The sequence below is a fragment of the Pseudomonas sp. R3-52-08 genome (assembly GCF_003851745.1).
GTDB lineage: Bacteria > Pseudomonadota > Gammaproteobacteria > Pseudomonadales > Pseudomonadaceae > Aquipseudomonas.
In genome coordinates, this window is the sequence record NZ_CP027730.1 from 2044429 (window position 1) to 2069674 (window position 25246).

Genomic DNA, 25246 nt, shown 5'->3' on the forward strand with positions numbered 1-25246 from the left:
ATACATAACCCTGTAGGAGCGAGCTTGCTCGCGAAGAACTCAGGGCCACCACGTTTATCCAGAATGAGCGCGGTGCCTGGGGGTTTTTCGCGAGCAAGCTCGCTCCTACATCAGGGCTAGCCGCTGCACGTCAGCTAGACGCGCAATCAAGGCTTTGGCGCTTTACGCACCGGAAACGGAAAGTAGAAAAACCGCAGGAATGCCACCCGCTTGATCACTTCCCCGATCAGCAACGGCACCACCACCGCCACCACGAAACCCACGCACGCGGCCATGAACGGATGCAAACCCAGGCGCTCCATCAGGTCGAAGGTCTTGTGCTGGATCTCGCCGTGGAAGATCAACAGGATCAAGGTGGATTGGCCGATGTAGGTCATCGCCCGTGTCAGCAGGGGCGACACCATCAACACCCGCGCCAGCGCCCAGCACAGGTACACACCGATCACCGCCAGCAGGCTGGTCCACAACCAGTGGTCGTAGCGACGTTGCGCCAGGTCCATGGTGTCGTGGCTGTAGAGGAACACGGCGGCGAACAGCACCAGCGAAATCAGCAGGGTCAGCAGCGAGCCTTCGTGCCGGCGCAGCCAATCACGCAGCAGGTAGCCGTACATGAAGTAGGTGCTGCTGATCAGGGTCACGTCGAGGCTGAAGGGCAGGCCGGGCAACGTCCATGTTTGTTCGCCGAGGGTAACCGGCACTTGCCAGAACCACTTCAACATCCAGATGCCGAGCAACAGTTGCGCGCCGATCAGCAGGCAAGCGGCCAGCAACGGCAGCTTCAGGCGCTGAATCAGCCGCAGCATCAACCAACTGAACAGGATCGCCACCCAGAAGTGCGGCAAGAACCACAACGCCTGCCACGGGATGGTGTCCACGGAGGCGTACAGCACGCCGCCGATATCCCCCAGCAACGGTTGCCCGCGCAGCACATCGCGCACGATCACATACACCAGCATGGTGAAGAAGAACGGCTTGAGCAGGCCATCGGCCTTGCGCACCGCCATCTCCACGAATGGCTGCTCGGGCTTGAAGAACACCCCGGACAAAAAGAAGAACAACGGCAGCACGAACGACGCCAGGATCGGGTACATCAAGTCCAGCGAGGTGGCGACAAACCAGCTGTGGCCATACACGATAATCAGGATGCCAATGCCCTTGGCGATGTCCATTTGAATCCAACGATGCTTCATGTGAGTCTTCCCGAACGATCATTCACGCCTTGCGCCACGGCGTCAGCCACAGCCCCATACCCAGCAACACCACGGCGCCTGCCAGGGTGCTCAGCCCCACTTGCAGCCACACGTCTTCGATTCGAAACAACACCAGCGCCGCCAGCCCCATCAGCACCGTACTGAGCAGCCATTGCCGGGCCCAGGGCAGGGCGCCGAGCAACGCCTGGCGCTGCATCAGCAGCAGCGCGGTGCAGATCACCCCCGCCAGTGCCGCCAGTGGAATGCCGGCCAGGCCAAACGCAAACGGCAATACGCCCAGCAGCAACACATTGACCAGGCTGCCGAGCAGTTCGCAGCGCAGCGGCTGGCGCGTGTCGCCGGCGGCGTAGGCGTAGCGCGCGAGCAGGGCGTTCCAGGCACCGAATACCAGCGGCACGGCAAACCAGGCGAGCAACAGCGGCAGTGGCGAGTCTGCCGATTGTGCGGGCAGCAGCAGCGCGACCAGGCTCGGCGCCGCCGCCACCAGGCCGACGCCGGCCGGCAAGGTCAGCACGCTGGCGGTTTCCAGGCCGCGCTTGAGCAGGGCCAGGCGTTCATCGCCCTGGCGTCGGCTCATCATGCCCAGCAGCACTTGATTGAGGCTCATCAGCGCAATCAAGGGCAGGTTCATCAGCTTGCGCGCCAGGTTGACCCAGGTCACCGCGCCTTCCCCCAGCAGCGACGCCACCAGGCGCTCGATCAACGCCAGGCCCTGGCTGGCGCCATTGCTGAGTAACAAGGGGCCGATACGTTGGCCCAACTCCCGCAAAGGCGCGAGCGACAGTTGCACGCGCCAGGGTCGCCAGCCCAGGCGCCAGAGCGACGGCAGCAGCGCCAACGGCATCAAGCCGCTGCCGACCAAGCACGCCAGCGCGAGGCTGTGCGGCTGGCTGGCGGTGCCTGCCAAGGCTAGGTACGCCACCGGCGGCAGGTTGAACAGCAGCGAGCCCAACCCCGCCAGCACAAAGCGCTCGCTGGCCTGTAAGGGCACACTGAACAGCGCATGCAGCAGCAGGCCCGGCACGCACCACGCCACGATCTGCAGATTGCTGCCGGCCAGGGCCGTGGCGCTGGCCGCCAACCCCGGGCCGAGCAGTTGCACCAGCCAAGGCGCCAATAGCATCAGCAGCAGGCTGGTGACCAGCGCAATCAACAGCAACGCCGGGAACAATACGGCCAGCCAGTCCAGGCGTTCGCTGTCCTTTCTTTGCAGATACAGCGGCAACGCGGCGGCGCTCAACACGCCGCCGGCCAGCGACATGCGCAGCGCCTCGGGCAAGAACAGCGCGATCAGGAACGCATCACTGCGCTCCCCCGCGCCCCAGGCCGCCACCAGCAACCACTCGCGCGCAAACCCCAGGCACAGGCCCAGCAGGGTCGCCACGGTCAGCCATACGGCAGAACCCAGCATCAGGGCCGCGCGCCATCAAGCATCGGCTTGCGAAACGCCAACGCCTTGACCTGGGGCGGGCGCGCCGGGAACAAGCGCCGCGCCTCCAGCACGTTAATCCCCACCATCAGCCAGAACAGCGCGACCATCACCACGGCAAAGCTGAAGTAATGGTCAAACAAACCGCTGACCAGCGCCGACAGAATCCCGGCGGTGCTGCCCAGCCACAGCGCGTTGTCCTTGGTCAGGCGGATCGGGCCATTTTCCGGCCGGGCTTCACGCCACCAGCGCACAGTGACTGCGATAAACAACAGCATGCCCACAACGCCGGTCTTGTAGATGAAGTTCAGCCACAGGTTGGAGATCCCCAGCAAGTGCGTGCCCGGTACCGGCGGGTCGACTTTGAAACCGATGCCGAACGGGTACGCCGCCACGGCCTGCGGGAACATGCGGTATTCGTCGAAACGCACCTCGGTGCTGGCGTTGCTTGAGGAGAAGATAGTCGCCAGGCGTTCCTGCAGCGGCGGATAAGCCATCACCAACGCCACGGTCAACGCCGCGCCGATCATCAGTAAACGTCCGGTGTAAGGCACGCGCCGCGTGGCCAGCCACATCAGCACCAGCGCCAGGCTGACCATCGCCCCGCGGCTGCTGGCCAACAGCAACGCCGCCGCACCCAGGCACGCCACGCTCAGGCCCAGTGCGCGTTTCCAACCTTGTTCGGTCATGCCGTAGCAGAACGCCAACGGCAGCAGCAGTGCCATGATTCCGCCAATGGCATTCGGGTGCATCCACGGCGAGCCCATGCGTGACGACATGGCTTCCAGGCCGAATTTCAATGTGTCGAAGTTGCCGTAGTTGAGCAGTGCCAGGATCGGCGCAATCCCCGCCCCGGAGCGTGTGCGCACGAACACCGCAATCGACATCACCAGCATCGCCAGGGTGCCCAGCAGCAGGGCGATCACCAGGCTTTCGCGGTGTTTGTAGTCCACCAGCAGCTTGGCTGTGAGAAATACTCCCGAGAGGTTCAGCAACCAGCGCAGCCAGTTGGCCACGCCGCTGCTTTCGGCGTGGATGCTGACCTGGCCGACGATAAACGGGAACACGCTGAACAGCATCAGCCACAGCAGCATCTGGTCGGTGGGGCGAAGCGCCAGGCGCGGCGCGTCCGGCAGGCGCGACAGAAAGCCGTGCCACAGCACCGCGCCCCAGGTCAGCGCAAGAATGGCTTCGCTCACCGTACTGCGGATGCCCAGATTAAGCGTGGAGTAGGGCATGAAGGTCGCGACCAGGGCGAACAGCAGCAAGCCCCAGAAGGGAAAGCGCAGGATGGTCACGGCCGCCGCCAGGCCGATCACGGCGAGAAACGCCTTGGCCGGTGACAGCGCCAGGGCGACCACACCGAACAGCACGCCGAAGAGGATCGCGACGAGGCTTGCCAGGGAGAGTCTCATTTCAGTTCCTCGATCAGTTCGGCCAGGCGCTGGCGATAGGCGTGTTGGTTAAAGCGTTCGGCCCATCGGCGGTGGTGTTCGGGCGTGGCTTCATCGGCGCGCTCACCCAGCTTCAGCATCAACTGGACCAACGCGGGGCCATCGGTGGGTGAAAAGCGCGGCGCCGACGGCGGGGTGATTTCGTCCAGCGAGGTGCCGCTGGCCACGGCGACCGGGGTGCCGACGCTCAACGCTTCAATCACCGGCAAACCAAAACCTTCCGCGTAGGACGGTTGCCACACACGTGACGCCTGGCGGTACAGCGCCTGCAACTCGGCGTCGGAGACGCCACTCAACGCATGAATCCCCGGCAGTTGGCGCTGGGCTTCGGGCAAGTGCTCAAGGCTGCCCACCAGGACCAGTTCCGGCACGCTAGGGGAGTCGCGCCGCGCCTGTTGCCAGGCATCCACCAGGAACGGCACGTTCTTGCGCAGTTCACGGGTGCCGACCAGCAGCCAGAAGCCTGTGGGCAATTGGCGCGCGGACACGTCGGCTGGCGGTTCGTTGAAACCCTCCACTTGATTGGGCAGGACGCGAACCTTGCCTGCCGCCTTTGGAAACAACCGCACGGTTTCGTCGGCACTGTACTGGGAAGGCGTCCACACCCGGTCGGCGCTGCGCACCGCGTAGGCAATCGACAGGCGATCGGTGGTCTTGTACACCAGCGCCTTCAGGCGGCTGGCGTGGTAGTTGTCCAGGGTGATCTGAAACAGGTCGTGCAGCAGCACCACGGTACGCAACCCTTGAGGCTTGGGCGGTAACGGCAGGCCCATATTGAAGGTGCTGATGTACAGATCGATGTGCTGTTCGCGCAGCGCGCGGGGTAAAAAACCGGCTTCGAAGCGCAGGCGATTCTGTGGCTGGTGCATCGCCGTTTTCGCGCAGCCCCAGGCCGGGCAGTGTGCCTGCAAGCGGGTTTGATCGCCCAGGGGCGCGACGGTAAATCGCTCCAGTTCGATGTCCGGCAGGCTGCGCAGAGCGCTTTCCAGCGCATACACCTGGCGGCTGATGCCCGATTGCGGTGAGGTGCCGACGGTGCGGTAATCCAGGCCTACACGCATGCGGGCTCCTTTTGATTGAGCGGCGAAAGGGTGGCGTACACCTGCTCCAGTTGGCTGGCGGCAACGCTCCAGTCATGGGCTCGCCGCGCATAGGCGCGGCCGGCTTCACCCATGGGCGCGGCGGCTTCGGGAGCGTGCAGCAGGCGCACCACGGCGTCGGCCAGGCCGACAGCAGTTTGCCCGCCCAGATAATCCAGGCCCTCGACCAGGTCCAGGCCCGACACGCCCTGTTCGGTACTGGCTAGCGGCAGGCCGGCGGCCAACGCTTCGAGCACTTTGAGCTTGGAACCGCCGCCATGGCGCAACGGCGCGAGAAACACTGAACAGCTCGATTGCAGGTTCAACAGGTTTGGCACAAAGCCCTGCCACTCGATGCGCGGGTCCGGCCAGCGTTCGCGCCAACCGTCGGGCATGCCGAAGCCGCACACGCTCATGCGCGCGTCGGGGCAGCGCTCCCAGACTTTCGGCAGGATTTCATCCAGGGCCCATTCGATGGCATCCACATTGGGGGCGTATTCATAGTTGCCGAGGAACAGCACGCGACGGGTCGAGGGGTCAGGGCGGGCGCCGGCGAAGTGATCGCAGTCCACGCCGTTGACCACCACCGGCACCGGTTTGCCGGCGATGTTTTCCAGCACCTGCGCATCGCTGTCGGTGACGGCCACCACTTGGCTGGCCTGGCGCATCACGCGACGCTCCCAGCGCGTGTAGCGCCATTGGTCGTAGCGAATGAACGGCAGCGCCCAACGCGGCAAACGGTCGTACGTCGCTGCGCCGAGCGCCGACTCAACGTTATGTTCAGTCAACACGAAGGGTTGGGATTTGCGCGCCAGGGCATCTTCGTAAGGTTGGAAGGTATAGGTGTGCTCGATCTGCACCACGTCCCAATGTTCGTTGAGCAGTTGATTGAACCGGTCCTCCAATTGTCCCGACAGGCCATTCACGCTGGCCAGCAGCGGGTAGGGCGCAAACAGCCCGGCCAGCAGGGTTTTCAGGCTGCGCAGTGGCCGACGCGGCAGGATGATCAACTGCTCGAGAAAGCCTTCCAGCACTTGGCGATCGCTCAGCGACACCGGGTGCTTGTCATGCAAAAGCAACGTTATCCGGTGCCCACGCGCCGCCAGGCTGCGCAGCAGGTGGAACTGGCGCGTCTTGCCGCCGCTGGTGGCAGGCCAGGGCGAATAGGGCAGGATCCATAAAATGCGCATGGCGGGCTTCAATCCCATAACAGAATTTGCAGGTTCGACTTGACCGGGACAGTCAACCCGTTAGTGCCGCTCACCGGTGTCTGTGTGCCGCGCAACGGGTCATACAGCGTCGCGCTGGCGAGGCCGGGCAAGTGCGCGTTACCGCCACGGGCCGACCAGAAAAACCACAGTTTGCGCCCGTCGGCGCGGGTCCAGCCGATGCTGAACAGGCCGTCGGGCAACTGGTCGGCGGTGGGCGGGTCGCCGGGGGTCAGCTGCGGCCCACTGATGTCGAGGAAATTCTTCAACGCGGTGTAGACCGGCTTGGGCTTGGCGTCGATATCGAGCAGGCCGTAGGCACGGTCGCGCACGCTGGCGCGCTGGTCGAGGTCGCTCAAGGTAAACAGGAAGATCTTGTCGAAATCCAGCGCGCTCATCAGCGCCAGGCGGCGTATCACATAATCGGCCTGGCCCTGCTGGGTGATGATGTCCTGCGCTTCCTTGGGCCCGACGTAGTTCGACCAGCCCCACTCGGTGCTCCACAGGGTCTTGACGCCATTGCTGCGCAGTTTCTGGTTGAGCGCGCTGGTCTTGGCTACGAAGTCGAGGTTGGCCGGGTCGTTGCCCTCAGGCAGTTGCGTGTAAGGGTGGTAGGACATCACGGTGTTCAGCTTGGGCACACCGAGGGCGTCGAGGGCGTCGAGCATGGTCTGACCGTTGGGCATTTCGCTGAAAAACGCCATGCCGGCGGCCACCACCGGTTTGTTCGGGGCGACGGCGCGCAGTGCGGCGGCGGTGGTGCGCAGCAACCTGGCATAACCGGCCGGGTCCGCCGCCGGGCGCCAGAAGCCCAGTAGGTTCGGTTCGTTCCACACCTGCCAGGCGTCGACGCTGGGGTAGCGTTGGGCCAACAGGGCCATGCGGATCGCAAATACATTCGGGTCCTGCGGCGGGTACTGGTCCTGATAGGGCGCACCCGCTGGCGCGGTGGTGATAAAGGGCGCCGAGCCGACCAGGTAAAACACCGACTTGAGCTGGTTGTCCTTGAGCTTGGTTACCAACTCATCCAGGGTCGCCACCTGGTACCGGTCGGCGGCTGGCTCCAGCCGGTCCCAATGCAAATCCAGGCGCACCCATTCCAGGCCCAGGTCCTTGAGGCGGTCGATCTGCAGCTGGTAGCGCTCGGGGCTGAACCACAGGAACTGCGCGTTCACCCCGAGGAAATCCTTCCACACCACCACCTTGTTACCCTTGAGCACATGGTTCTCGGCGTCGGCCGGGCGCCCCCAGATAAAGGCGGTCAGGCCCAGGGCCGCGACCAGCGCAAGGGTGGCGAAGTAGGTCCATTTACGCGTCATACGGGGCCCCCGCGATCGCCTGTTCGAAAAGCTGCTTGAAGCGCTGCGCCGTCAGCGGCCACAAGCGTTCGCGGCCGATTGCGCCGGCGCGTTCGGCCCAGTCCCGGGCCAATGTGGGCGTACGGGCCAGGCGCAACAATTGCTCGCCCAGCGCGGCCACATCGCCTTCGGGGTAGATCGCGCCGTTACCGCTGGCGACTTCCTCGGCAAACGCCCGGGCATCCGAGGTAATCGCCCCACGCCCGCACGCGGCGGCCCAGGACAGCGCGCCACTGGTGCCGCGCTGACGGCCGAGCAGGCCGAGTTTTTTCGATTCGCGATACGGCAGCACCATCACATGGTGGGCGTGGATCGTTTGCGCAATCTCGTCGGCCGGCAGGTTCAGCCGCCAATCAATGGAGCTCGCCAGGCCGAGGTCGGCGATCTGGCGGTTCAACTGCTCCAGGTAATTACCGCCCGCGCCAAACGCCATTTCGGCGGCAGTGCCACCGGCCAGGGTCAGGCGCACACGGTCACGCAATTCGGGGGCTTGCTTGAAAACGGCGGCCAGGGCCTGCAACAGGTCTTCAATGCCTTTGCCACGGTAGATAAAACCGAAATACAGCAGGTGCAGCGTGTCCAGCGGCGGCAGCGCTACGGCTGCAATCGCCAGGTTGGCGTGGTGGATCACCGCCACTTTGCCGGCGGGCAATTGCATCCGCTGGCTGAGGCAGTCGGCGCCCAGGCGGGTGAGGGTGATCAGCCTTGTCAGGCCACCGGCGACATGGCGTTCTTCGCGCAGGGTCAACGGGTCTGCCAGCACCACCGCCGCCTGCGGCAACGGGCTGGGCAGGCGCTGCAGCAGGTTGAGCGGGAAGGGCAGGTGCTCGCGCCGCCATACGATGCGCTCGGGGTCATGCACGGTAGCCGTCAGCGGCAGGTTCGGGTAGGCGCTGCGCAACGCGCGCAACGCCAAAAACTCCCCCAGGCGCCCGCCGCCCAGCTCGGCGTGGACCAGGTCCACGCTGTGCCAGTCGAACGCGGCGACGGCCTGCTTGATCGCCGCGCTCGTGCCTTCCACGCCGCTCAACGGTGTCAGCACCGTCACGCCCAGCTGCTCCAATGCCGTCTTGAAATGATTCGCGTAGTCGGCGATCCCATTCTTTTCCGGTGGCAAAGGCGCGAGCAGGGCAATGCGCATCAGAACGCCCCCCGATATTTGGCGATGCTGTGCAGCACCTTGGCCGGCACTTCGAATTTACGCCGGTTGATGATGATGCCATCGACTTTGCCGAACGCCGTATTGAGGATCGACAGCGCGTGTTCCACCACCGGCACCGTGCTTTTCTGCGCTTCCACCACCAACGCGATCAGGTCAGCGCGCCGCAGGTTGACGAACGCATCGCGGTTGTCCAGCAGCGCCGAGGCGTCCAGCAGCACCACTTCGCCCGGTGCTGCGGGCGCCGCCCCGCCCACGCGCACGGTAATGCCGTTTTCCTGGAGCAGTTGGCGCAGTTGCTCCACCACGAAGGTCACGCCTTCACCGTGGCGCGCCGAGGTCAGCCCGAGGGTCAGGCCGCGTTCGGCGACGCGGTCCAACTGCAGCAGACCGTACAGCCGGTAGATGCTCGCATTGAACGCGTTGGTGCCTTGCGCGGTGCTGGTGTCCAGCTCCGGCAGGGTCGTCCACAGCGGCAGGCCGAATTTGCGTTCCACCAGGCCGCCATCGTGAATGCGCTGGTCAAGCAGGTAGCACAGGTAAATCACCAGCAGGCCGACGACGATGGCAAACGGGATCGCCAGCAACAGCATCAGCAGGGTTTTGGGGAAGATGCGACCTGGGTTCAGGGTCGCTTCCTCGATCACCGCGATGTTGCTGATCTGGCTGTTGTCCAGTTCACGGTCGATGCGTGATTTTTCCAGGTTGTCCACGTACAGCGCATAGTTACGCTCGGTGGCACTCAGCTCACGGGACAGGCGCGCCAGCTCCGGTTCAATCTCCAGGGCTTCCTTGCGTTGCGCTTCGAGGTTGACCAGTTGCTTTTGCTGCTGCACCAGTTGGGTGCGCAACGCCAGGTTGTTGCTGGACTCATCGAGCAGCACGCGCTGCAAGTGGATTTCCAGGGTGTTCGGTGCGCGGTTTTCCGAGCTTTGTACGGTGTTGCTTTCACCGGCGACCTGGGCCTGCATTGCCCGAATCGACGCATCCAGGGCTTTGACCGGCGGCGCGTTATCGGTGTAGGTGCGCATCATGTCGGCTTTTTCCAGCAGCTTCTGGTTAAGCAAGCGACGTAAATCCTGCTGCTGCGGGTTCAGCGCAATCTGGCGGACCGTGGTCACTTCCTTGGGCTGGGTCTTGAGCTGGGTGCGAGTGCTCTCAAGGGCACTGTCCGACGAGGCAATCAAGCGCGTGGTGTTGAAGGTTTCGCCGCGCAGCACGTTGATGCGTTCGGACAAATCTTCCAGGCGATCGGTGATGCTCGCCGCGCCAATCTGGTTCAAGTGGGTCAGGATCTGCTGCTTGTAGCTCTTGATCTCGGTGGCGCTGTTGGACACCTGACCTTCATAGAACGCATACAGGCTCTTGCGCCCCAGGGCCTGGGTGCGTTCGTTGATGTAGGTTTCGACCCAACTCTTGACCACCGCCTGGGCGATCTCGGGGTCGCTCCACTTGAAGCTGATGTCCATCACCGTGGACCCGGCCGCATGGCTGACTTCGAAGTTCTTCTCCAGGCTCGCGGCGAGGCGTTCCACCGGCGTGGTCTGTTCAATCACGCCCACGGTTTCCAGCACCACGCGCACGCCGTCGAACACCGCGCCGATAGCGTTTTTGACGTAGTACTTGGTGCGCTTCCAGACACCTTCCGGCGGCGGCATTTTGTCGATGACTTCCAGGTAATGCTCGGCCACCGCGCGTACGATCGGGCGGCCGGTCAGCAGGCGCTCCTCGTCGACAATCGGGTCGCGCTGGGTGCTGGGCATGACCAGCGCCTGGCGGTTGCTGATTTCGATCGGCAGCGTCGAATCACGCCCCGGCTTGACCAGCAGGCGCGCGGTGGATTCGAACTTGGCGGGCAGCAGGAAGGCGCCCAGCAAAATGATCACCAGCGCCGCGATGGCCGCCAGCTTGAACTCGTGCCGGAAGATGAAGAACAGGCGCAGAAGATCGCGAAAAGAACGGATCTCGATCATGGGATGTCGCTCCTTTAGTTACTGCCGCCGCTGGTTCGGGTGTAGTTGTAGCCAACCCCGATCGACTTGGTGAATGGGATCAACTGGTTCAGGTAGGTATCCACGCCCTGGATGCGCTCGCCCACATTGGATTTGGGCACGAACACCACGTCACCGCGTTGCAGGGGCACTTGTTTGCGCCCGTTGGGCCCGGTCTTGAGGTATTGGCTGAAGTCCAGGAAATAGGCGCGATACACGCCTTGGGTATCTTCGCGCAGCAGCGCAACCATGCTGGCATTGCCTGCCGGGTTGACCCCGCCGGCGCCGACAATGGCTTGCTCCAGGGTGTTGGCCGAGGCGATCGGCACCGTGGTCGGGTTGTTGACCGCGCCGCCGACGATGATCGAATTGCCCGGCGCCTGGTTGATGTTCACCGTCACCCGTGGCTCGCGATACACCGGCGCAAGCTTGCTGCTCAGCTCATTTGCCACCTCGGACGGGGTGCGCCGGGCCACCTGGATCGGGCCCAGGAACGGGTAGTTGATCTTGCCGTCGGTTTGCACCGTGTACAGCGTCAGCTCGTAGATGGTGCTGACGTTGAACGCCGACAGAGTCGGCATTTCCCCGGCATCGCGCACGATGCGCAACTGATCGCCGATGCGGATGCGTTCCACCGCCGGCGGCAGTTGGGCCAGTTGGTCGAGGGCGCGCTTGCCGTCCTCGACGGTCTTGCCGTCAGGCGCGACGATGCGCGCGGGGGTATTGCAGGCGGCCAGGGCCATCATGGCCAGGACGAGCAGGGTTCGTTTCATCAAATAGGACTTCCTGTAGGTCATGATGCTCACCTCCAATAACCGGGGAACATGCTGATGCGCCGCTTGAGGGCGAGGGGTAGCCGGCGTTCCTGCTGGCCCAGTCGATAGCCGAGCAACTTGAACGCGCTGCGCACCAGTACTTCGGGTACGCGATGCAATGCACCGGCTGCGCGCAATGCCGCGAGTTCAGCCAGTACATAGCGTTTACCTTCACCGCCGGCATCGCCAAAGGCCTGGCGTATCCAGGGTTCGCGACCGTAGAACACGCCAATGTCGAAGTAGCGGTGAAACTCGTCCATGAGTCGGTAATCGTGGGAGTGGTACACCTGCGCGGAGGCGGCGTAGCGCACGGTGTAGCCTTCGATCAGCATGCGCGCCGCGACGTAGGCGTCTTCGCTGCCGATCACATCGGCGGGGAAACCACCTACGGCTTGCAGGGCGCTGCGTCGGTAAACGGAAAACGAGTCGGAGCTGAAACAGGTCTTGATCCCCAGCTGCGGCGCATCGGCCAGGCGCTTGCTGCGGCTGTCGGCCGGGTAATTGAAGTGGCGCGACTGCGCGCCCAGCACACCGGCATCCGGGTGCGGCAGTTGGCGACCATAGGCCACGCCGTTGAGCGGGTCCTGCTGCAATTCAGCGAGCAGGTTGGCGAAGGTCTCTGGCGCGGCGGGAATGGCGTCCTGGGTCATGACGATCAGGGCATCGCCGCTTACCTGTTCGCTGGCCCAACGCCGCGTGCCGCCGTGGTTGAAGGCGCGGGCGTCGATCACCTCGACCCGCGCGCCGTATTCGCGAAAGCGCGCCACGGTGTCATCGCTGGACGCGCTGTCAACCACCAGCATCTCGTCCGGTTGCAGGGTCTGCATCTTCAGCGCAGGCAGCAGCCGCGCCAGGTGGCTTGCGGCGTTACGGGTCGGGATGATCAGCGAGGTGCGCATGTCACGGCTTCACTTCGGCAGGCGCACGCCCATAGATGTCATCGAAGCGCACGATATCGTCTTCGCCCAGGTACTCGCCGCTCTGCACCTCGATCATCACCAGGTCGATGATGCCGGGGTTGGTCAGGCGGTGTTTGTGCCCCGCCGGGATGTAGGTGGATTCGTTGGCGTTGATCAGAAATTCGCGCTCGCCATTGGTGATCTGTGCCGCGCCGCTGACCACCACCCAGTGTTCGCTGCGGTGATGGTGCATTTGCAGCGACAACGACGCCTGGGGCTTGACCACAATGCGCTTGATCTTGAAGCGGGTGCTTTCCTCCAGCACGGTGTAGGTGCCCCACGGCCGGGTGACGGTGCGGTGCAGGCTGAAAGCCGGATGGTTCTGGCGCTTGAGCTCGGCCACGATGTAGCGCACGTCCTGGCTGCGGTGGGCGTCGGCGATCAGCAGGGCGTCGGGGGTGTCGACGATGATCAGGTCACGCACGCCGACCGCACCGAGCACGCGCTTGGGCGAGTCGATGTAGCAGTTGTGCACGTCATGCAAAATCGCTTCGCCATTGACCTGGTTGCCCTGGGCATCGCTGGGGGTGAGCTGGCGCAGGGCTTCCCAGGAGCCGATATCGCTCCAGCCGATGTCGCACGGCACCACGGCCACTTGCGTGGACTTTTCCATCAGCGCCACGTCAATGGAAATGTCCGGCGCGCTGCCGAAGGCGTCACTGTCCAGTTCGCGCTGGCGCGAGGTTTTGTTTTGCAGGTGCTGGCTGTGCTCGAGGGCGGCACGCGCAGCGATCAATACGTCGGGCGCGTGGGTGTTCAGTTCATCCACCAGGGTGCTGGCCTTGAAGCAGAACATGCCGGCATTCCACAGGTGTTTGCCGCCGTCGAGGTAGGCTTGGGCGGTGGCCAGGTCGGGTTTTTCGACAAAGCGTTTGACAAGGTTGCCCTGGCTCAGCGCTTCGCCTTTTTCGATATAGCCGAAACCGGTCTCCGGGTGGTCGGGTTGAATGCCGAAGGTCACCAGGTAGCCGGCGTCGGCCAGCTCGCGGGCCTGGGACACGGCGTCGGCGAATGCGGTCTCGTTGAGCACCAGATGGTCGGCGGGCATTACCAGAAGTTGCGCGTCACCACCGAAATGTTCCTGCACATGCAGCGCCGCCACGGCGATCGCCGCTGCGGTGTTGCGCCCGAAGGGCTCGAGCAGCAGGTCCAGGGGCAAGTGGGCCTTGTTGACCCCACGGTAGTCATCCAGGGTGCGAAACAGCAGGTCGCGGTTGGTCACCGTGAGCACGCTTTCCACGCCGGGCAGGCGGGCGGCGCGCTGGAAGGTTTTCTGCAGCAGGCTCTGGCCGTCGCGCATGCGCATGAACGGCTTGGGCATGTTCTGCCGGGACACCGGCCACAAGCGCGTGCCCGAACCACCGGAAATGATGCAGGGAATTAATCCGTTGAGGGTATTCATCAATAGACTTCCTTGGTGGAAAGGACGGCCGGGACCGTCATGAAAACGATGTACAAGTCAAACCACACCGACCATTTGGAGATGTACTCCAGGTCGTACTCGACGCGTTTCTGGATTTTGAACAGGGTGTCGGTTTCGCCCCGGTAGCCGTTGATTTGCGCCCAGCCGGTGATGCCTGGCTTGACCCGGTGCCGTGAGCTGTATTCGCTGACCGCCACTTCGAAAGGAATGCCCGCCGCCTTGGTGGCGGTGGCGTGGGGCCGGGGGCCGACCATGGACATGTTGCCCTGCAGGACGTTGAACAACTGCGGCAGCTCGTCGATGCTGGTTTTGCGGATAATGCGCCCGACTCGGGTGATGCGCGGATCCTGGCGGGTGGTTTGGCGTTCGGCGGTGAAATCGCTCTGGTCGGTGAACATCGAACGGAACTTGAACACGCGGATTTCATTGTCGTTATAGCCATAGCGGTTCTGGCGAAACAGCACCGGGCCCTTGGAATCGAGCTTGATCGCGATCGCCGTCAACAGCATCACCGGCGACAGCACCACCAGGGTGATGCTCGCCAGCAGCAGGTCTTCGCAACGCTTGATAAAGGGCGACCAGCCGCGCAGCGGTAACTGCGAGGTGTTGAACATCAAGATGCCGCCCACGTCGGTGATGCGGCTGTGGCCGTAGCGCAGGGCGGCCATGTCCGGCACCAGCATCACGTTCACCGACATCTGCCGCAGGCGATTGACCAGCCCGTGGATACGCTGCTCGGCGGCCCACGGCAGGCAGATCATCACTTGGTTGACCTGCTCGGCGCGGATCAGCTTTTCCAGGTCGCGGGTATTGCCCAGCAGCGGCAGGTTGCTCAGTTCCTTGGGAATGCGTTCGGTGCGGTCGTCGATAAAACCGATCAGGCCGGAGCGGATATCGCCATTGCGCTGCAGGTGGTCGGCGACGTGCACGGCGGTGTCGGTGAAGCCCAGGATCACCGTGCGTTGCAGGAATTTGCCCTTGCGCATCAGGTTGCGGTACAGGCGCAGCATCACCAGGCGCTCCAGGCAGAACAGTCCGAGGCTGGCGAAGTACCACACCACCAGGTTGCGCGGGTTCAATTGCGGGAACACCTGCAGGATCTGGTACATGAACAGCAGGATGCAGAACGCCGACGACCAGGCCACGATATTGGCGCGCAGGCGCAAGCGGTTGCTGAACAGCTCTTCGGAATAGATGCCCAGGGCCTGGAACAAAATAACCGTCAACACCGCAAAAAACAGCAGCAGCCCCAGGAAATGCGAGCGCATCTCGGCGTCCATCGGGTCGAGGAAAATAGCCAGGACCAGCGGTGGCAAAATGGCGGTCAGGCCATGCACCAACTTGACAAAAACAACAAAAAACTCAACGAAGCCGGCCCGGGTCAGAAACAAACTGACCACTGATGATTTCTCGCGCATACAACCATCCCTCATTGCACACCAAGTTTGCGCCGCAGCTGTTCAACGGAGCAGTCAACGGGCCACATTTGGTTAAAACGCAACCATTCATCCAAGTGAAACCATCCAAATGAAGGAAGTTTTGCGGAGCTAGTGGCTAAAGGAGTTCCTTTTTACGGCACAGTCAATAAGTTGACCATTCTGCGAAGATTGTATTATAGGCATGTTAATTGAAGTTTTGTGTGCCATTTTTATGACGGTCGTAGTGCTGGCACTTGGGCATCTGGGTGTGATTTTGAGTGTAGGAACAAATGTCAGAATTTTCCTGTTTGGCGGGAAAAGGTTTTTTTTGGCGGGGGGTCAGGAAGAGGGCAGTTGGCGGGACGCGGAGCGTCCCAGGAGGCGTTCCCACGCAGAGCGTGGGAACAATCCATTCAACCCAGGCGCGCCGCCGCCCGCGCAACAATCTCTGCGCGCACCCTGCGCGATTCTGCCGTGCGCTTGTTGGCTTCCTCCAGAACGTGCCTGGGCGCCGTATCCGGGCGGCCCGCATCAAATGGCGGGGCCGGCGCATATTCGATTTGCAGCTGCACCAATTGCGCTGCCGCTTCGCTGTACAGCTCCGCCGCCAGGGTCAGCGCAAAGTCGATGCCCGCCGTAATTCCACCGCCGGTAAACAGGTTGCCGTCACGTACCACGCGCGCCTGTACCGGGATGGCGCCCAATGGCGCGAGCAAGTCGTGGTAGGCCCAGTGCGTGGTGGCTCTGCGGCCGCGCAGCAAACCCGCCGCGCCCAGCACCAGCGCACCGGTGCACACCGAGGTCATGTAGCGCACGGTGTGCGCCTGAGCCCGGAGGAAGTCCAGTGTGGCGGGGTCTTCCATCAACGCGCCGACACCGGCACCGCCGGGCACGCACAGCACGTCCAGCTTCGGGCAGCCGGCATAGGTGATGGTCGGCGTGAACACCAGGCCGGTGCTGGAGGCGATCGGCGCCAGGTCTTGCCAGACCAGGTGCAGTTTCACGTCCGGCAGCGAACCGAGCACGTCATAGGGGCCGGTAAGGTCCAGTTGCTGGATGCCGGGGAATAGCAGGAAGCCGATGTGCAGGGTCATGAGTGAAGCTCCAATCAAGAGGGTGGACGGCTTCACTGTAGAGGCCTAGGCTTTGGCGCATACGCCATTGAGCCCACAGATCACGCCAATCATGCCCCGACTCATTCATGTGCTCGCTTTTGATAATGCCCAGGTGCTCGATGTCACCGGGCCTCTGCAGGTGTTCGCCTCGGCCAATGACCTGGCTCGCCAGCGCGGCTTGCCCGCGCCCTATGCGGTGAATGTGATCGCTGACCAGGCCAAACCGGTGATGACCTCGGCAGGCCTGGCGCTGGTGGCCGAGCCGCTGCCCGCCGTCGATCAGCCGTGTGACACCTTGGTGATCGCCGGTGGCTGGGGCGTCTACGGTGCCGCCGAAGACCCGGCGCTGGTGCACTGGGTACGCGAGAAATCGCGGCACACACGGCGCATGGCCTCGGTCTGCACCGGTGCTTTTCTGCTGGCCGCCAGTGGCCTGCTCGACGGATGCCGCGTGGCTACGCACTGGACGCGCTGTGAGGAACTGGCGCGCAAGTTTCCCGCGCTGACGGTGGAGCCCAATCCGATCTTTATTCAGCAAGGCACGCTGTGGACCTCGGCCGGCGTGACCGCTGGTATCGACCTGTGCCTGGCCCTGGTGGAGGAGGACCTGGGCCGCGCCGTCGCCTTGGACGTGGCACGGCAGTTGGTGGTGTTTCTCAAGCGTCCCGGCGGGCAATCGCAATTCAGCGTGACCTTGTCCCTGCAAAAGAGCGACAGCCGCTTTGCCGAGTTACACGCCTGGATCGCCGACAACTTGGCGTTGGACCTGAGTATTTCCACCCTGGCCGCCCAGGCTGGCATGAGCGAGCGCAGCTTTGTGCGCCACTACCGAGCCGAAACCGGCCAGACCCCGGCGCGGGCCGTGGAGCTGATTCGGGTCGAAAGCGCACGCCGGCAGTTGGCGGACAGCAGCATTGCGATCAAACGCATCGCCGTGCACTGCGGGTTTGGCTGTGAAGAGACCTTGCGCCGCAGTTTTCTGCGGGCCCTGTCGGTAACGCCCCAGGCCTATCGCGAGCGGTTTTCACCGGTGTAGCAACTCCAGCAGCGCCGCCAGGGTGGCCTGGGGCGCTTCTTGCGGAATATTGTGGCCCACGCCGGGCAACACCTGGCGTCGATAAAAACCGCTGAAGTGCTCGACATCGTCGTCCTCTTCCGGGGGCGGCCCCACGCCGTCATCGGCGCCGCACAGGGAAATGCTCGGCACCGAAATCGGTGGTTGCAGCGCCAATGCCTGCTCGATGAATTCCAGCCCAGGGTCCCCCGGCGCATACCCGAAGCGGTGGCGGTAGGAGTGGATCACCACCGCGACGAAATCCGGGTTATCGAACGATGGCGCGGTGTGCCCATACAGGCTCGGCCCGCGCTCCCACGACGGTGACCACAACGCCCACAACAGCTGGCACAGTTCGCGGCGGTTGGCGGTCAGGCCGTCCACGCCGCGCTGGGTGTGAAAGTAATACTGGTACCACAACCGATGTTCTGTCGCGGGCGCCCGTGGCTTGGGAGACTTGGCGATGTCCTGAATGTTGTAGCCGTCTGCGCTCACCAACCCACGCACCCGTTCCGGCCACAGCGCCGCGACGATACACGCGGCGCGCCCACCCCAGTCATAACCGGCGAGCGTGGCGCAGGGAATGGCCAGCGCATCCATGAAGTCCAGCAAGTCCTTGGCCAGCGCTGCCTGCTGACCGGAACGCATGACTTGATCGTTGATAAAACGCGTAGGCCCATAGCCGCGCAGGTACGGCACCAGCACCCGGTGGCCACGCTGCGCCAGTACTGGCGCGATTTCGTCGTAGCTGCGCGGGTCGTAGGGAAAGCCATGCAGCAGGATGACGGGCTCGCCATCGACAGGGCCGTGGGTTTCGTAAGCCACATCGAGCATGGACGTGCGCACATACAGCAGCGGGGCAGGTGGTATCAGGGTTGCCATACGGTTTTCTCCCCACTGAGCTTACGGTCCAGAAACGTTGCCGCACTGATCAACGCTAAATGGCTCAAGGCCTGGGGTGTGTTGCCCAGGTGCCGGGCCTGGCTGTCGAACTCTTCGGCGTACAACCCCAGCGGGTTGGCGTAGCGCAGCAACTGTTCGAACTCCAGGTGGGCTTTTTCCACTTGCCCGGCGCGGGCCAGGCATTCGACGTACCAGAACGAACATGCGGTAAACGCGCCTTCGGTGCCTTGCAGCCCATCGATCTGGCTGTCGTCGTTGCGGTAGCGGTAGACCATGCCGTCGCGTACCAGGCTTTTCTCGATCGCCTCCAGCGTCGACAGCCAGCGTGGATCAGTCGCGGCAACGAAGCGCACCAGCGGCATCAACAGCATCGAGCCGTCAAGGGCAGTGCTGTCGATGTGCTGCACGAAATGCCCACGTTCTTCGTTCCAGAAGTTGCTCCAGATGTCTGCATATATGGCCTGGCGCGTCTGGTCCCAACGCGCGAACGGCGCCGGTAGTGAGCGCTTGGAGGCAAGGCGGATCGCGCGGTCCAGCGCCACCCAGCACATCAGCCGCGAGTGCAGGAAGTGATGCTGCTCGCCGCGCATTTCCCAGATGCCGACGTCTTTCTGGTTCCAGATTTCGCAGACCTGGTCGACCACTTCCACGGTGTGTTTCCAACCTTGGTGGGAAATCGCTTCGCCGTATTTATTGACCAGGTAAACCGCGTCCATCAGTTCGCCGTAGATATCCAGCTGGATCTGGTCGAACGCTTCATTGCCCACGCGCACCGGCTGGGCGCCACCATGACCACGCAACTGGTCCAGTGTGGTTTCCGGCAGTTCCTGGCGACCATCAATGCCGTACAGGATGTTGATCTTGGTGGTTTGGCCGCAGCAGTCGCTGACCCGGCCTCTGAGCCAGCGCATATAGGCATTGGCTTCCTCGATGAAGCCCAGGCGCATGAAGGCGTAGACGGTGAAGGAGGCGTCGCGGATCCAGGTGTAGCGGTAGTCCCAGTTGCGCTCGCCGCCAGGGCTTTCCGGCAGGCCGAAGGTGGCGGCGGCGATGATTGCGCCCTGTTTGCGCGAGGTCAGCAGCTTCAGCGCCAAGGCCGAGCGGTTAACCATTTCGCGCCAGCGCCCACGGTAGTTCGATTGGCTGATCCAGCCGCGCCAGAACTTCAAGGTGCGTTGCAGGTAAAGGTCGGTGCAGGCATTCGTCACGCGCGGGTCGTCCTCGCCGCCGAGGACGAATTCGGCGCTTTCGTCCTGGGCCAGGCTGAAGTGGGCCACCGCCACATTCTGGTCCAGCGTCAGCGCGTGGCTGCCGGTCAGGCGCAGGCCAGGCTGGCCGTCAGCGCTGAACACTACGCCGGTGTCGCAGGCTGTGGCGTGCGTGTTGGCGCGGGCGTAGTCATGGCGTACGGCGCAGCGCAGGTGGAATGTCGCCGTGCCGCTGACCACTCGCACGCGGCGGATCAATAGCGGCAGGTCGTCGACCTCTTCGCTGACGGCCAGCAAATCGGTGACTTCCACCACCGCCGCATCGCTCAGCCAACGGGTCTGCAGCACATTGGTGTCGGGCAGGTAAATCTGCTCGCGGCGCGCATTGGGCAGGTCCGGGGTGAGCTGGAAGGTGCCGGCGTCGGGGGTGTCGAGCAACGCACAGAAAATCGACGGGCTGTCGAATTCCGGCCAGCAGAAAAAATCGATGCTGCCCTGGTCATTCACCAACGCGGCGCTGCGCATGTCGCCAATGATGCCGTGCGCACCGATGGGGCTTTGTGGCTCGTTCTTCAAATCAACCATTGCCACGAAACTCCGGATAAAGGCTCATGCCGCCATCGATGAACAGCGTGCTGCCGACCACATAATCGGACGCATCGCTGGCCAGCCACACCACCGCATTCGCCACGTCTTGCACATCACCGACCCGGCCATAGGGAATCAGCTTGAGCAGCTCTTTTTGCGCCGCGCCTTCGGTGGCCGCACGGTTGATTGCCGTGCGAATCGCGCCTGGCGCAATGCCGTTGATTCGAATGCGCTGCTCGCTGACTTCCTGGGCGAGGGTGCGCATCAGCATCTCCACGCCGCCCTTGGACGCTGCGTAATTCGCATGCCCGGCCCAGGGAATCAATTGGTGCACCGAGCTCATATGAATGATCTTGCCGGCCGCGCGGGACACGCCAGCGCGCACGCCTTGCCGGTTGAAAATACGCACGGCGGCGCGTGCGCAGAGAAATTGGCCGGTGAGGTTGACGCCGATCACGGTGTTCCAGTCGTCGAGGCTCATGTCGACCAGGTTGGCGTCTTTTTGCAGGCCGGAGTTGGCCACGAGGATATCCAGGTGGCCGAAGGCATCGAGGGTCTGGGCGAACAGGCGTTCGACGTCGGCTTCTTTCGATACATCGCCACCGATGGCAATCGCCCGGCCGCCGTTGGCGTTGATCTGCGCGGCGAGGGCTTCGGCCGGTGCCGCCTGGGAGTTGTAGTTAAGTACGACGGCCGCGCCGGCTTCGGCCAACGCCTTGGCCGCACCGGCGCCGATGCCGGAGCTGGCACCGGTGACCAGGGCCACTTGTTGCTGCAAGGAAATCTGCATCGCCCACCCGCTGTTTAATGAGAGTCTTTTGTGCTGACTGATGCGCGGTGATGGAAGTTCAGCACGCCGCTGTGCATTTGAAAGGGTCGCGGACCAATGCAACTGTAATTTCTGACAGTAGACGCGTCTTTATCCTCAAGTGAACCTGCGAGCGTTGACGTGCCCGGGGATGGATGTCATGGACATAAGGCGATTTGCGTTGATGTGGCAGGGAAATTTCCCGGTTCGCTCTTCGTTACGCAAGACCTCCTTCCTACCCCTAGTTGGATGTTTTCAGCACGTCGAGGAACCTATTGCCATCGCTCTGCCACACAGCAAAGGCCTGCTGGTGCAGACCTGCGCCACGATTCATCCATCGTTGGCAAGGCTGCGGCAGCAAGGTATCGCCCTAAATCAGCACTGGAGTACCCCATGTCGGTATCCGCATCCAATCAAGCGTTCGCCTCATCAACTGACAACCTGGCGCAGACTCGCGCAGACGCACAACCCAGCGCGGTGGCCAAGGCTGCGGGCGCGGCGGGCCCGAGTTTCGAGCAGTCGGCGAGTCAGTCCGGCCCGGTTTTCGACAGCGCAGCGCAGTCGCGCAAACCAGGCTTCAATCCAGGCCCGCCCCCACGTCCCAACCCCACCCTGCCGGATCCTCTTTACGGAAAACAGAGCAACGAGCTGTTGGCCCAGGGGCTATTGAATAATTACAACGCGTTCAAACCTTGGTACGCACCGACCGTCACGCCTGAGCATATAAATAATATGGCAGGTCGACCCTTGACCGGGTTTTCGAAGGTGGATGAGAACATCAGGCTTGCCAGGGAATTGCTCAAGCGCCCGGGCCTGATGCAGGCCCTCGATCGAAATAATGGGACGGGGGCTCAGGATAAATCCCTGTCTAAACAAGACATCAGCAAATTCATTCTTTCGTCGAACCCACTCAAGCTTCAAGACGACAGGCAACTTGCCCAGAATGTCTTGAATAACTTCAACGCGTTGAAAGGGCCGTGGTGGAGCGCCGATAGAAACGCCATCGACGTCAACACCTTCGCAAAGTTTGCGTCGCGTCCGCTTTATGGTCATGGACCCACCGACAGCATTACCCAGCTATCGCGAGAAGTCATGGCGCGTTCTGAGTTGAAGGGCTCGATGGATAACGTCTTCGGGTTCCTGCGCGATGGCAAGATCACCCGGGACGACCTGTATCGGCTCCTGCGCTAATACCTGGCCCAATGCGTCGCATCGGTTGGTAGATACTTGGCCAGGAAATCGCTCCGCAGTGATGCTGGAACCATTTGCAAGTATTTACCACGAAGAAAGCATCCATTGGTGTGACCCATGGATGCCTTCGTTTACTGGAACAGGTAATGGCCTATGAATTCGACATCATTTGAACCTCGCCAATCTCACTCCCAGTACGCTGTTGCAAACCTGCCCGCTCCGGCAACTACGCTACACGGCCTGGGCTCATCTCAAGCAAAGGGGCTCAATCTCACGTCGTCACCCAAGTTCAGTTTCAAGGCGCCTACGACTGAAGACTTCGATAGGGGCTCGCGAGCCGTAGAGGACGGGCCGGCGCCTCGGTCAGCAGTGTCATTGCTCGAAGCGCTGTGGAGCAAATTGTCACGCCGTCAATGACAGTCAACCCACTGACGTCGCTGGCTGGTTACAAATGTTCAAGGTTTACCGGGAGCAGGCTGGCGGCTTGCCGGAACCATTATTTTTAGGTTGCCACATATTCGATACTTGCCTCGCGCTGACCGTCACCGCGCTTTTGAAGACGGAGCACTCGAGGTCCAAGTAATGCAATCTAAATAAGGTGGGAATCAACATGACTAATGGGATAAATACTTCAGGCTCTGGATTACCGCATCTGCAGAATTGGACTGCCGGTGCGAATCAGGCGCCTGCTCCAGCCGGGGGTGGTTACGCGCGGCTCAGCGTCGTGGACAAGGCGTTGGGAACCCAGCAGCCGCTCGGAACGACCTCGAGTTTTGCCCCCAACAGCTTGATGGTCAATGGCGCCAGCCGGCATTTTGACGGCCAAGGGTTGTATGGCGGAATGTCAAAGGTGGGAAATCCCTATATCAGTTCGGACGACCGCCTGCTGGCGACAGATCTGAATAACAACTTTTCCATGCTGGATAAGTTCAAGAAAGATGGCCACCTGACCCAGAGCGGACTGCAACAAATTGCCGCTGAAGACGTGCACAAAAGCAGCGTCTCTGAACGCACCATCATGTTGGCAAGGGAGATACTCAATCGCCCCAGGCTCAACGAGGCGATTCTAGTCGATGGCGGTAAAATCACGCCTGAAAGCCTGGCCAATGCATCTGACCTGGTCGTTGGCAATACCAACCCCAATACCCAAAGTGTGGATCCATTCCATTCGAAAACCAATGCACAAGTCGTGCAAGCGTTCAGGGGCATGTTTGATCAACTGCGGGATAAATCCGAAGACTACACCTTCTTTTTCGAGAAGCACCGATACGTCAAGACAGACACACTGATCGAAATGAGCAAAGATCCTGACGAGACCGACAAGAACGGTAATGTCGTACGGGATCCGGCGACTGGGTTCCCCAAGAAAAAATACAGCGAGCAGCAGGTATACGTCGCCAAGAACATTGTTGAGCGACCAGGATTGCTCGACTCCCTGGACAGCAACAAAGCGAACGGCACCAATATTTTTGGGAGCCACAACATTGATGGCTGGTTGAAGAACTACAGCATCGATCGATGGTTGGAAAACGATAAGAAAGAAAAGGGTAACTGAAGGCGTCGCAGGTATGAGCGGGTGGATAATCAGGCCGCTCATACCGGCGAGCGTTTATACACGCACTATCCTGCCGCTGATCGCCACCGCTGCCAGCAACCCACCGATCAGCAGGAACGCGGTTGCCACGCTGCTGGCATGGGCAATGAAACCGATCACTGCCGGCCCGGCCAATATGCCCGCATAGCCCAGCGTGGTGATGGCGGGCACGGCAATATGTTCCGGCATCACCTTCTGTTTGCCCACGGCGGTATAAAGCACCGGGACGATATTGGAGCAGCCGGCGCCCACCAGCGCATACCCAAGCAGCGCCATTTCCCAGGCAGGGGACAGCGTGGCCAGAAACACACCGGCCGCTGCCAACGTGCCACCGGCCACGATCACCCAGGTAGCGCCCAGGCGCCGCACAATCACGTCACCGGTCAAGCGCCCGGCGGTCATGGTCAGGGCGAATGCCGCGTAGCCGAGGCCCGCATAAGCTTCGTCCAGGCCGCGTTCGGCACTGAGGAACACCGCGCTCCAGTCCAGTACTGCGCCTTCGGCCAGGAAAACGATGAAACACAAGCAGCCGATAAACAGCACCACGCCATGAGGAATGGCAAACGCCGGCCCTGAGCTTTCACTGCCATAGGGGAGCAGATGCGGCCTGGCCTTGAGCAGTGCCACTGCCATGATGACGATCACCACCAGGGTTGCCTGCAGCGGCGACAAGCCCAGCCCCAGCAAGCCGGAGACCCCCGCCGCACCGACGATCCCACCCAGGCTGAACAACCCGTGGAAGCCCGACATCATGGTTTTCCCGCTGGCGCGTTCAACGATCACCGCTTGCAGGTTGACCGTCGAATCCACCGTGCCCAGCCCTGCGCCAAACAGGAACAACCCTGCCATCAGCAGCGGAATCGAACTGACGGTGGCCAGCATCGGCAACGCCAGGCAAATCAAGACCGTGCCGGCGGTCAACACGCGCCGGCAGCCAAAGCGTGACGCCAACACCCCGGCTACGGGCATGGCGAGGATCGATCCTACCCCCAGGCACAATAGCAACAGGCCAAGTGTGCCTTCGTTGAGTTGCGCGCGCGCCTTGGCGTACGGCACCAGCGGTGCCCAGGCCGCGATGCCGAAGCCAGCGATGAAAAAAGCGATACGGGTCGACATTTGCTCCAGCCGCCCGGGAACCACGGGGGCGGAAGTGGGGATGGCAGTCATGAATAATCCTTGGTGTTGCGTTCAACGAACGATGTCCGGCGTGACATCCTTGCACATCAGGCCTCGTCGGGCGAGCCGGGTTCCCTTGGGATTAGCGAGCGGCCCGTGACGGTA

Annotated in this window: 20 protein-coding genes; 3 read left to right on the plus strand and 17 right to left on the minus strand. The window is 62.4% G+C overall.

Annotation, left to right across the window (positions count from 1 at the left end; all coding sequences use genetic code 11):
* Positions 1 to 146: 146 nt before the first annotated feature.
* The 13 genes from C4J91_RS09505 to C4J91_RS09565 all read right to left on the minus strand — a co-directional run bounded on the left by C4J91_RS09505 (position 147) and on the right by C4J91_RS09565 (position 16598).
* A complete protein-coding gene (locus C4J91_RS09505) occupies positions 147 to 1190 on the minus strand; it encodes an acyltransferase family protein (protein WP_124362076.1) in 1044 nt (347 codons plus the stop codon).
* Between the two features lie 22 nt (positions 1191 to 1212).
* Positions 1213 to 2622 carry a murein biosynthesis integral membrane protein MurJ gene (gene murJ, locus C4J91_RS09510; RefSeq protein WP_124362077.1) on the minus strand — a complete coding sequence of 470 codons (1410 nt, stop codon included), beginning with the start codon at positions 2620 to 2622 and terminating at the stop codon, positions 1213 to 1215.
* Entirely contained in the window at positions 2622 to 4055 is a 1434-nt protein-coding gene (locus tag C4J91_RS09515; RefSeq protein WP_124362078.1) for an O-antigen ligase, read from the minus strand. Before C4J91_RS09515 ends, murJ begins: the two co-directional genes overlap by 1 nt.
* Entirely contained in the window at positions 4052 to 5155 is a 1104-nt protein-coding gene (locus tag C4J91_RS09520) for a glycosyltransferase family 1 protein (protein ID WP_124362079.1), read from the minus strand. Before C4J91_RS09520 ends, C4J91_RS09515 begins: the two co-directional genes overlap by 4 nt.
* A complete protein-coding gene (locus tag C4J91_RS09525; RefSeq protein ID WP_124362080.1) occupies positions 5146 to 6363 on the minus strand; it encodes a glycosyltransferase family 4 protein in 1218 nt (405 codons plus the stop codon). Before C4J91_RS09525 ends, C4J91_RS09520 begins: the two co-directional genes overlap by 10 nt.
* Positions 6364 to 6371: 8 nt before the next feature.
* Positions 6372 to 7700: a cellulase family glycosylhydrolase gene (locus C4J91_RS09530; RefSeq protein ID WP_124362081.1), complete on the minus strand. Its 1329-nt coding sequence runs from the start codon at positions 7698 to 7700 to the stop codon at positions 6372 to 6374.
* Positions 7690 to 8880 carry a glycosyltransferase gene (locus C4J91_RS09535; RefSeq protein ID WP_124362082.1) on the minus strand — a complete coding sequence of 397 codons (1191 nt, stop codon included), beginning with the start codon at positions 8878 to 8880 and terminating at the stop codon, positions 7690 to 7692. The genes C4J91_RS09530 and C4J91_RS09535 overlap by 11 nt, the downstream gene beginning before the upstream one ends.
* Positions 8880 to 10871, minus strand: coding sequence for an exopolysaccharide transport family protein (locus C4J91_RS09540; RefSeq protein ID WP_124362083.1), 1992 nt, complete (start codon positions 10869 to 10871; stop codon positions 8880 to 8882). Before C4J91_RS09540 ends, C4J91_RS09535 begins: the two co-directional genes overlap by 1 nt.
* 14 nt (positions 10872 to 10885) lie before the next feature.
* On the minus strand, positions 10886 to 11662 hold the full coding sequence (locus C4J91_RS09545; protein ID WP_124362084.1) for a polysaccharide biosynthesis/export family protein: 777 nt from the start codon (positions 11660 to 11662) through the stop codon (positions 10886 to 10888).
* A 29-nt stretch (positions 11663 to 11691) separates the two neighbouring features.
* Positions 11692 to 12603 carry a glycosyltransferase family 2 protein gene (locus tag C4J91_RS09550; protein WP_124362085.1) on the minus strand — a complete coding sequence of 304 codons (912 nt, stop codon included), beginning with the start codon at positions 12601 to 12603 and terminating at the stop codon, positions 11692 to 11694.
* Position 12604: 1 nt separating this feature from the next.
* Entirely contained in the window at positions 12605 to 14065 is a 1461-nt protein-coding gene (locus tag C4J91_RS09555) for a mannose-1-phosphate guanylyltransferase/mannose-6-phosphate isomerase (protein WP_124362086.1), read from the minus strand.
* Complete coding sequence (locus C4J91_RS09560) at positions 14065 to 15504, minus strand: undecaprenyl-phosphate glucose phosphotransferase (RefSeq protein ID WP_124362087.1); 1440 nt, start codon at positions 15502 to 15504, stop codon at positions 14065 to 14067. The genes C4J91_RS09555 and C4J91_RS09560 overlap by 1 nt, the downstream gene beginning before the upstream one ends.
* Positions 15505 to 15917: 413 nt before the next feature.
* Entirely contained in the window at positions 15918 to 16598 is a 681-nt protein-coding gene (locus C4J91_RS09565; RefSeq protein WP_124362088.1) for a DJ-1/PfpI family protein, read from the minus strand.
* Between the two features lie 91 nt (positions 16599 to 16689).
* On the opposite strand from C4J91_RS09565, the gene C4J91_RS09570 reads away from it, so the two are divergent.
* A complete protein-coding gene (locus tag C4J91_RS09570) occupies positions 16690 to 17655 on the plus strand; it encodes a GlxA family transcriptional regulator (protein WP_124362089.1) in 966 nt (321 codons plus the stop codon).
* Here the strand turns inward: C4J91_RS09570 and C4J91_RS09575 are convergent.
* From C4J91_RS09575 to C4J91_RS09585, 3 genes are read right to left on the minus strand one after another with little or no spacing between them, the layout of a single operon-like run.
* On the minus strand, positions 17644 to 18555 hold the full coding sequence (locus C4J91_RS09575) for an alpha/beta fold hydrolase (RefSeq protein WP_124362090.1): 912 nt from the start codon (positions 18553 to 18555) through the stop codon (positions 17644 to 17646). The genes C4J91_RS09570 and C4J91_RS09575 overlap by 12 nt on opposite strands.
* Positions 18543 to 20369 carry a glycoside hydrolase family 15 protein gene (locus C4J91_RS09580; protein ID WP_124362091.1) on the minus strand — a complete coding sequence of 609 codons (1827 nt, stop codon included), beginning with the start codon at positions 20367 to 20369 and terminating at the stop codon, positions 18543 to 18545. The genes C4J91_RS09575 and C4J91_RS09580 overlap by 13 nt, the downstream gene beginning before the upstream one ends.
* On the minus strand, positions 20362 to 21162 hold the full coding sequence (locus C4J91_RS09585; protein ID WP_124362092.1) for a glucose 1-dehydrogenase: 801 nt from the start codon (positions 21160 to 21162) through the stop codon (positions 20362 to 20364). Before C4J91_RS09585 ends, C4J91_RS09580 begins: the two co-directional genes overlap by 8 nt.
* Before the next feature lie 411 nt (positions 21163 to 21573).
* Here C4J91_RS09585 and C4J91_RS27745 point away from each other — a divergent pair, with 411 nt between their 5' ends.
* Both C4J91_RS27745 and C4J91_RS09600 read left to right on the plus strand, forming a co-directional pair.
* Positions 21574 to 22371 (plus strand): hypothetical protein, encoded by a 798-nt coding sequence (locus C4J91_RS27745; protein WP_256681669.1) that lies wholly within the window; start codon positions 21574 to 21576, stop codon positions 22369 to 22371.
* Between the two features lie 610 nt (positions 22372 to 22981).
* Positions 22982 to 23926, plus strand: coding sequence for a hypothetical protein (locus C4J91_RS09600; protein ID WP_256658942.1), 945 nt, complete (start codon positions 22982 to 22984; stop codon positions 23924 to 23926).
* A 54-nt stretch (positions 23927 to 23980) separates the two neighbouring features.
* Here the strand turns inward: C4J91_RS09600 and C4J91_RS09605 are convergent, their stop codons facing one another.
* Positions 23981 to 25132 carry an MFS transporter gene (locus tag C4J91_RS09605; RefSeq protein WP_124362094.1) on the minus strand — a complete coding sequence of 384 codons (1152 nt, stop codon included), beginning with the start codon at positions 25130 to 25132 and terminating at the stop codon, positions 23981 to 23983.
* Positions 25133 to 25246: the final 114 nt, after the last annotated feature.

What these genes read in the sequence shown, in the direction of transcription:
- C4J91_RS09525 (WP_124362080.1), bottom strand. Translation starts at nt 6,363, where the DNA reads ATGCGCATTTTATGGATCCTGCCCTATTCGCCCTGGCCTGCCACCAGC.
- C4J91_RS09515 (WP_124362078.1), bottom strand. Translation starts at nt 4,055, where the DNA reads ATGAGACTCTCCCTGGCAAGCCTCGTCGCGATCCTCTTCGGCGTGCTG.
- C4J91_RS09580 (WP_124362091.1), bottom strand. Translation starts at nt 20,369, where the DNA reads ATGGTTGATTTGAAGAACGAGCCACAAAGCCCCATCGGTGCGCACGGC.
- C4J91_RS09600 (WP_256658942.1), top strand. Translation starts at nt 22,982, where the DNA reads ATGACTAATGGGATAAATACTTCAGGCTCTGGATTACCGCATCTGCAG.
- murJ (WP_124362077.1), bottom strand. Translation starts at nt 2,622, where the DNA reads ATGCTGGGTTCTGCCGTATGGCTGACCGTGGCGACCCTGCTGGGCCTG.
- C4J91_RS09555 (WP_124362086.1), bottom strand. Translation starts at nt 14,065, where the DNA reads ATGAATACCCTCAACGGATTAATTCCCTGCATCATTTCCGGTGGTTCG.
- C4J91_RS09530 (WP_124362081.1), bottom strand. Translation starts at nt 7,700, where the DNA reads ATGACGCGTAAATGGACCTACTTCGCCACCCTTGCGCTGGTCGCGGCC.
- C4J91_RS09505 (WP_124362076.1), bottom strand. Translation starts at nt 1,190, where the DNA reads ATGAAGCATCGTTGGATTCAAATGGACATCGCCAAGGGCATTGGCATC.
- C4J91_RS09560 (WP_124362087.1), bottom strand. Translation starts at nt 15,504, where the DNA reads ATGCGCGAGAAATCATCAGTGGTCAGTTTGTTTCTGACCCGGGCCGGC.
- C4J91_RS09535 (WP_124362082.1), bottom strand. Translation starts at nt 8,880, where the DNA reads ATGCGCATTGCCCTGCTCGCGCCTTTGCCACCGGAAAAGAATGGGATC.
- C4J91_RS09540 (WP_124362083.1), bottom strand. Translation starts at nt 10,871, where the DNA reads ATGATCGAGATCCGTTCTTTTCGCGATCTTCTGCGCCTGTTCTTCATC.
- C4J91_RS09585 (WP_124362092.1), bottom strand. Translation starts at nt 21,162, where the DNA reads ATGCAGATTTCCTTGCAGCAACAAGTGGCCCTGGTCACCGGTGCCAGC.
- C4J91_RS09605 (WP_124362094.1), bottom strand. Translation starts at nt 25,132, where the DNA reads ATGACTGCCATCCCCACTTCCGCCCCCGTGGTTCCCGGGCGGCTGGAG.
- C4J91_RS09520 (WP_124362079.1), bottom strand. Translation starts at nt 5,155, where the DNA reads ATGCGTGTAGGCCTGGATTACCGCACCGTCGGCACCTCACCGCAATCG.
- C4J91_RS27745 (WP_256681669.1), top strand. Translation starts at nt 21,574, where the DNA reads ATGTCGGTATCCGCATCCAATCAAGCGTTCGCCTCATCAACTGACAAC.
- C4J91_RS09550 (WP_124362085.1), bottom strand. Translation starts at nt 12,603, where the DNA reads ATGCGCACCTCGCTGATCATCCCGACCCGTAACGCCGCAAGCCACCTG.
- C4J91_RS09545 (WP_124362084.1), bottom strand. Translation starts at nt 11,662, where the DNA reads ATGAAACGAACCCTGCTCGTCCTGGCCATGATGGCCCTGGCCGCCTGC.
- C4J91_RS09575 (WP_124362090.1), bottom strand. Translation starts at nt 18,555, where the DNA reads ATGGCAACCCTGATACCACCTGCCCCGCTGCTGTATGTGCGCACGTCC.
- C4J91_RS09565 (WP_124362088.1), bottom strand. Translation starts at nt 16,598, where the DNA reads ATGACCCTGCACATCGGCTTCCTGCTATTCCCCGGCATCCAGCAACTG.
- C4J91_RS09570 (WP_124362089.1), top strand. Translation starts at nt 16,690, where the DNA reads ATGCCCCGACTCATTCATGTGCTCGCTTTTGATAATGCCCAGGTGCTC.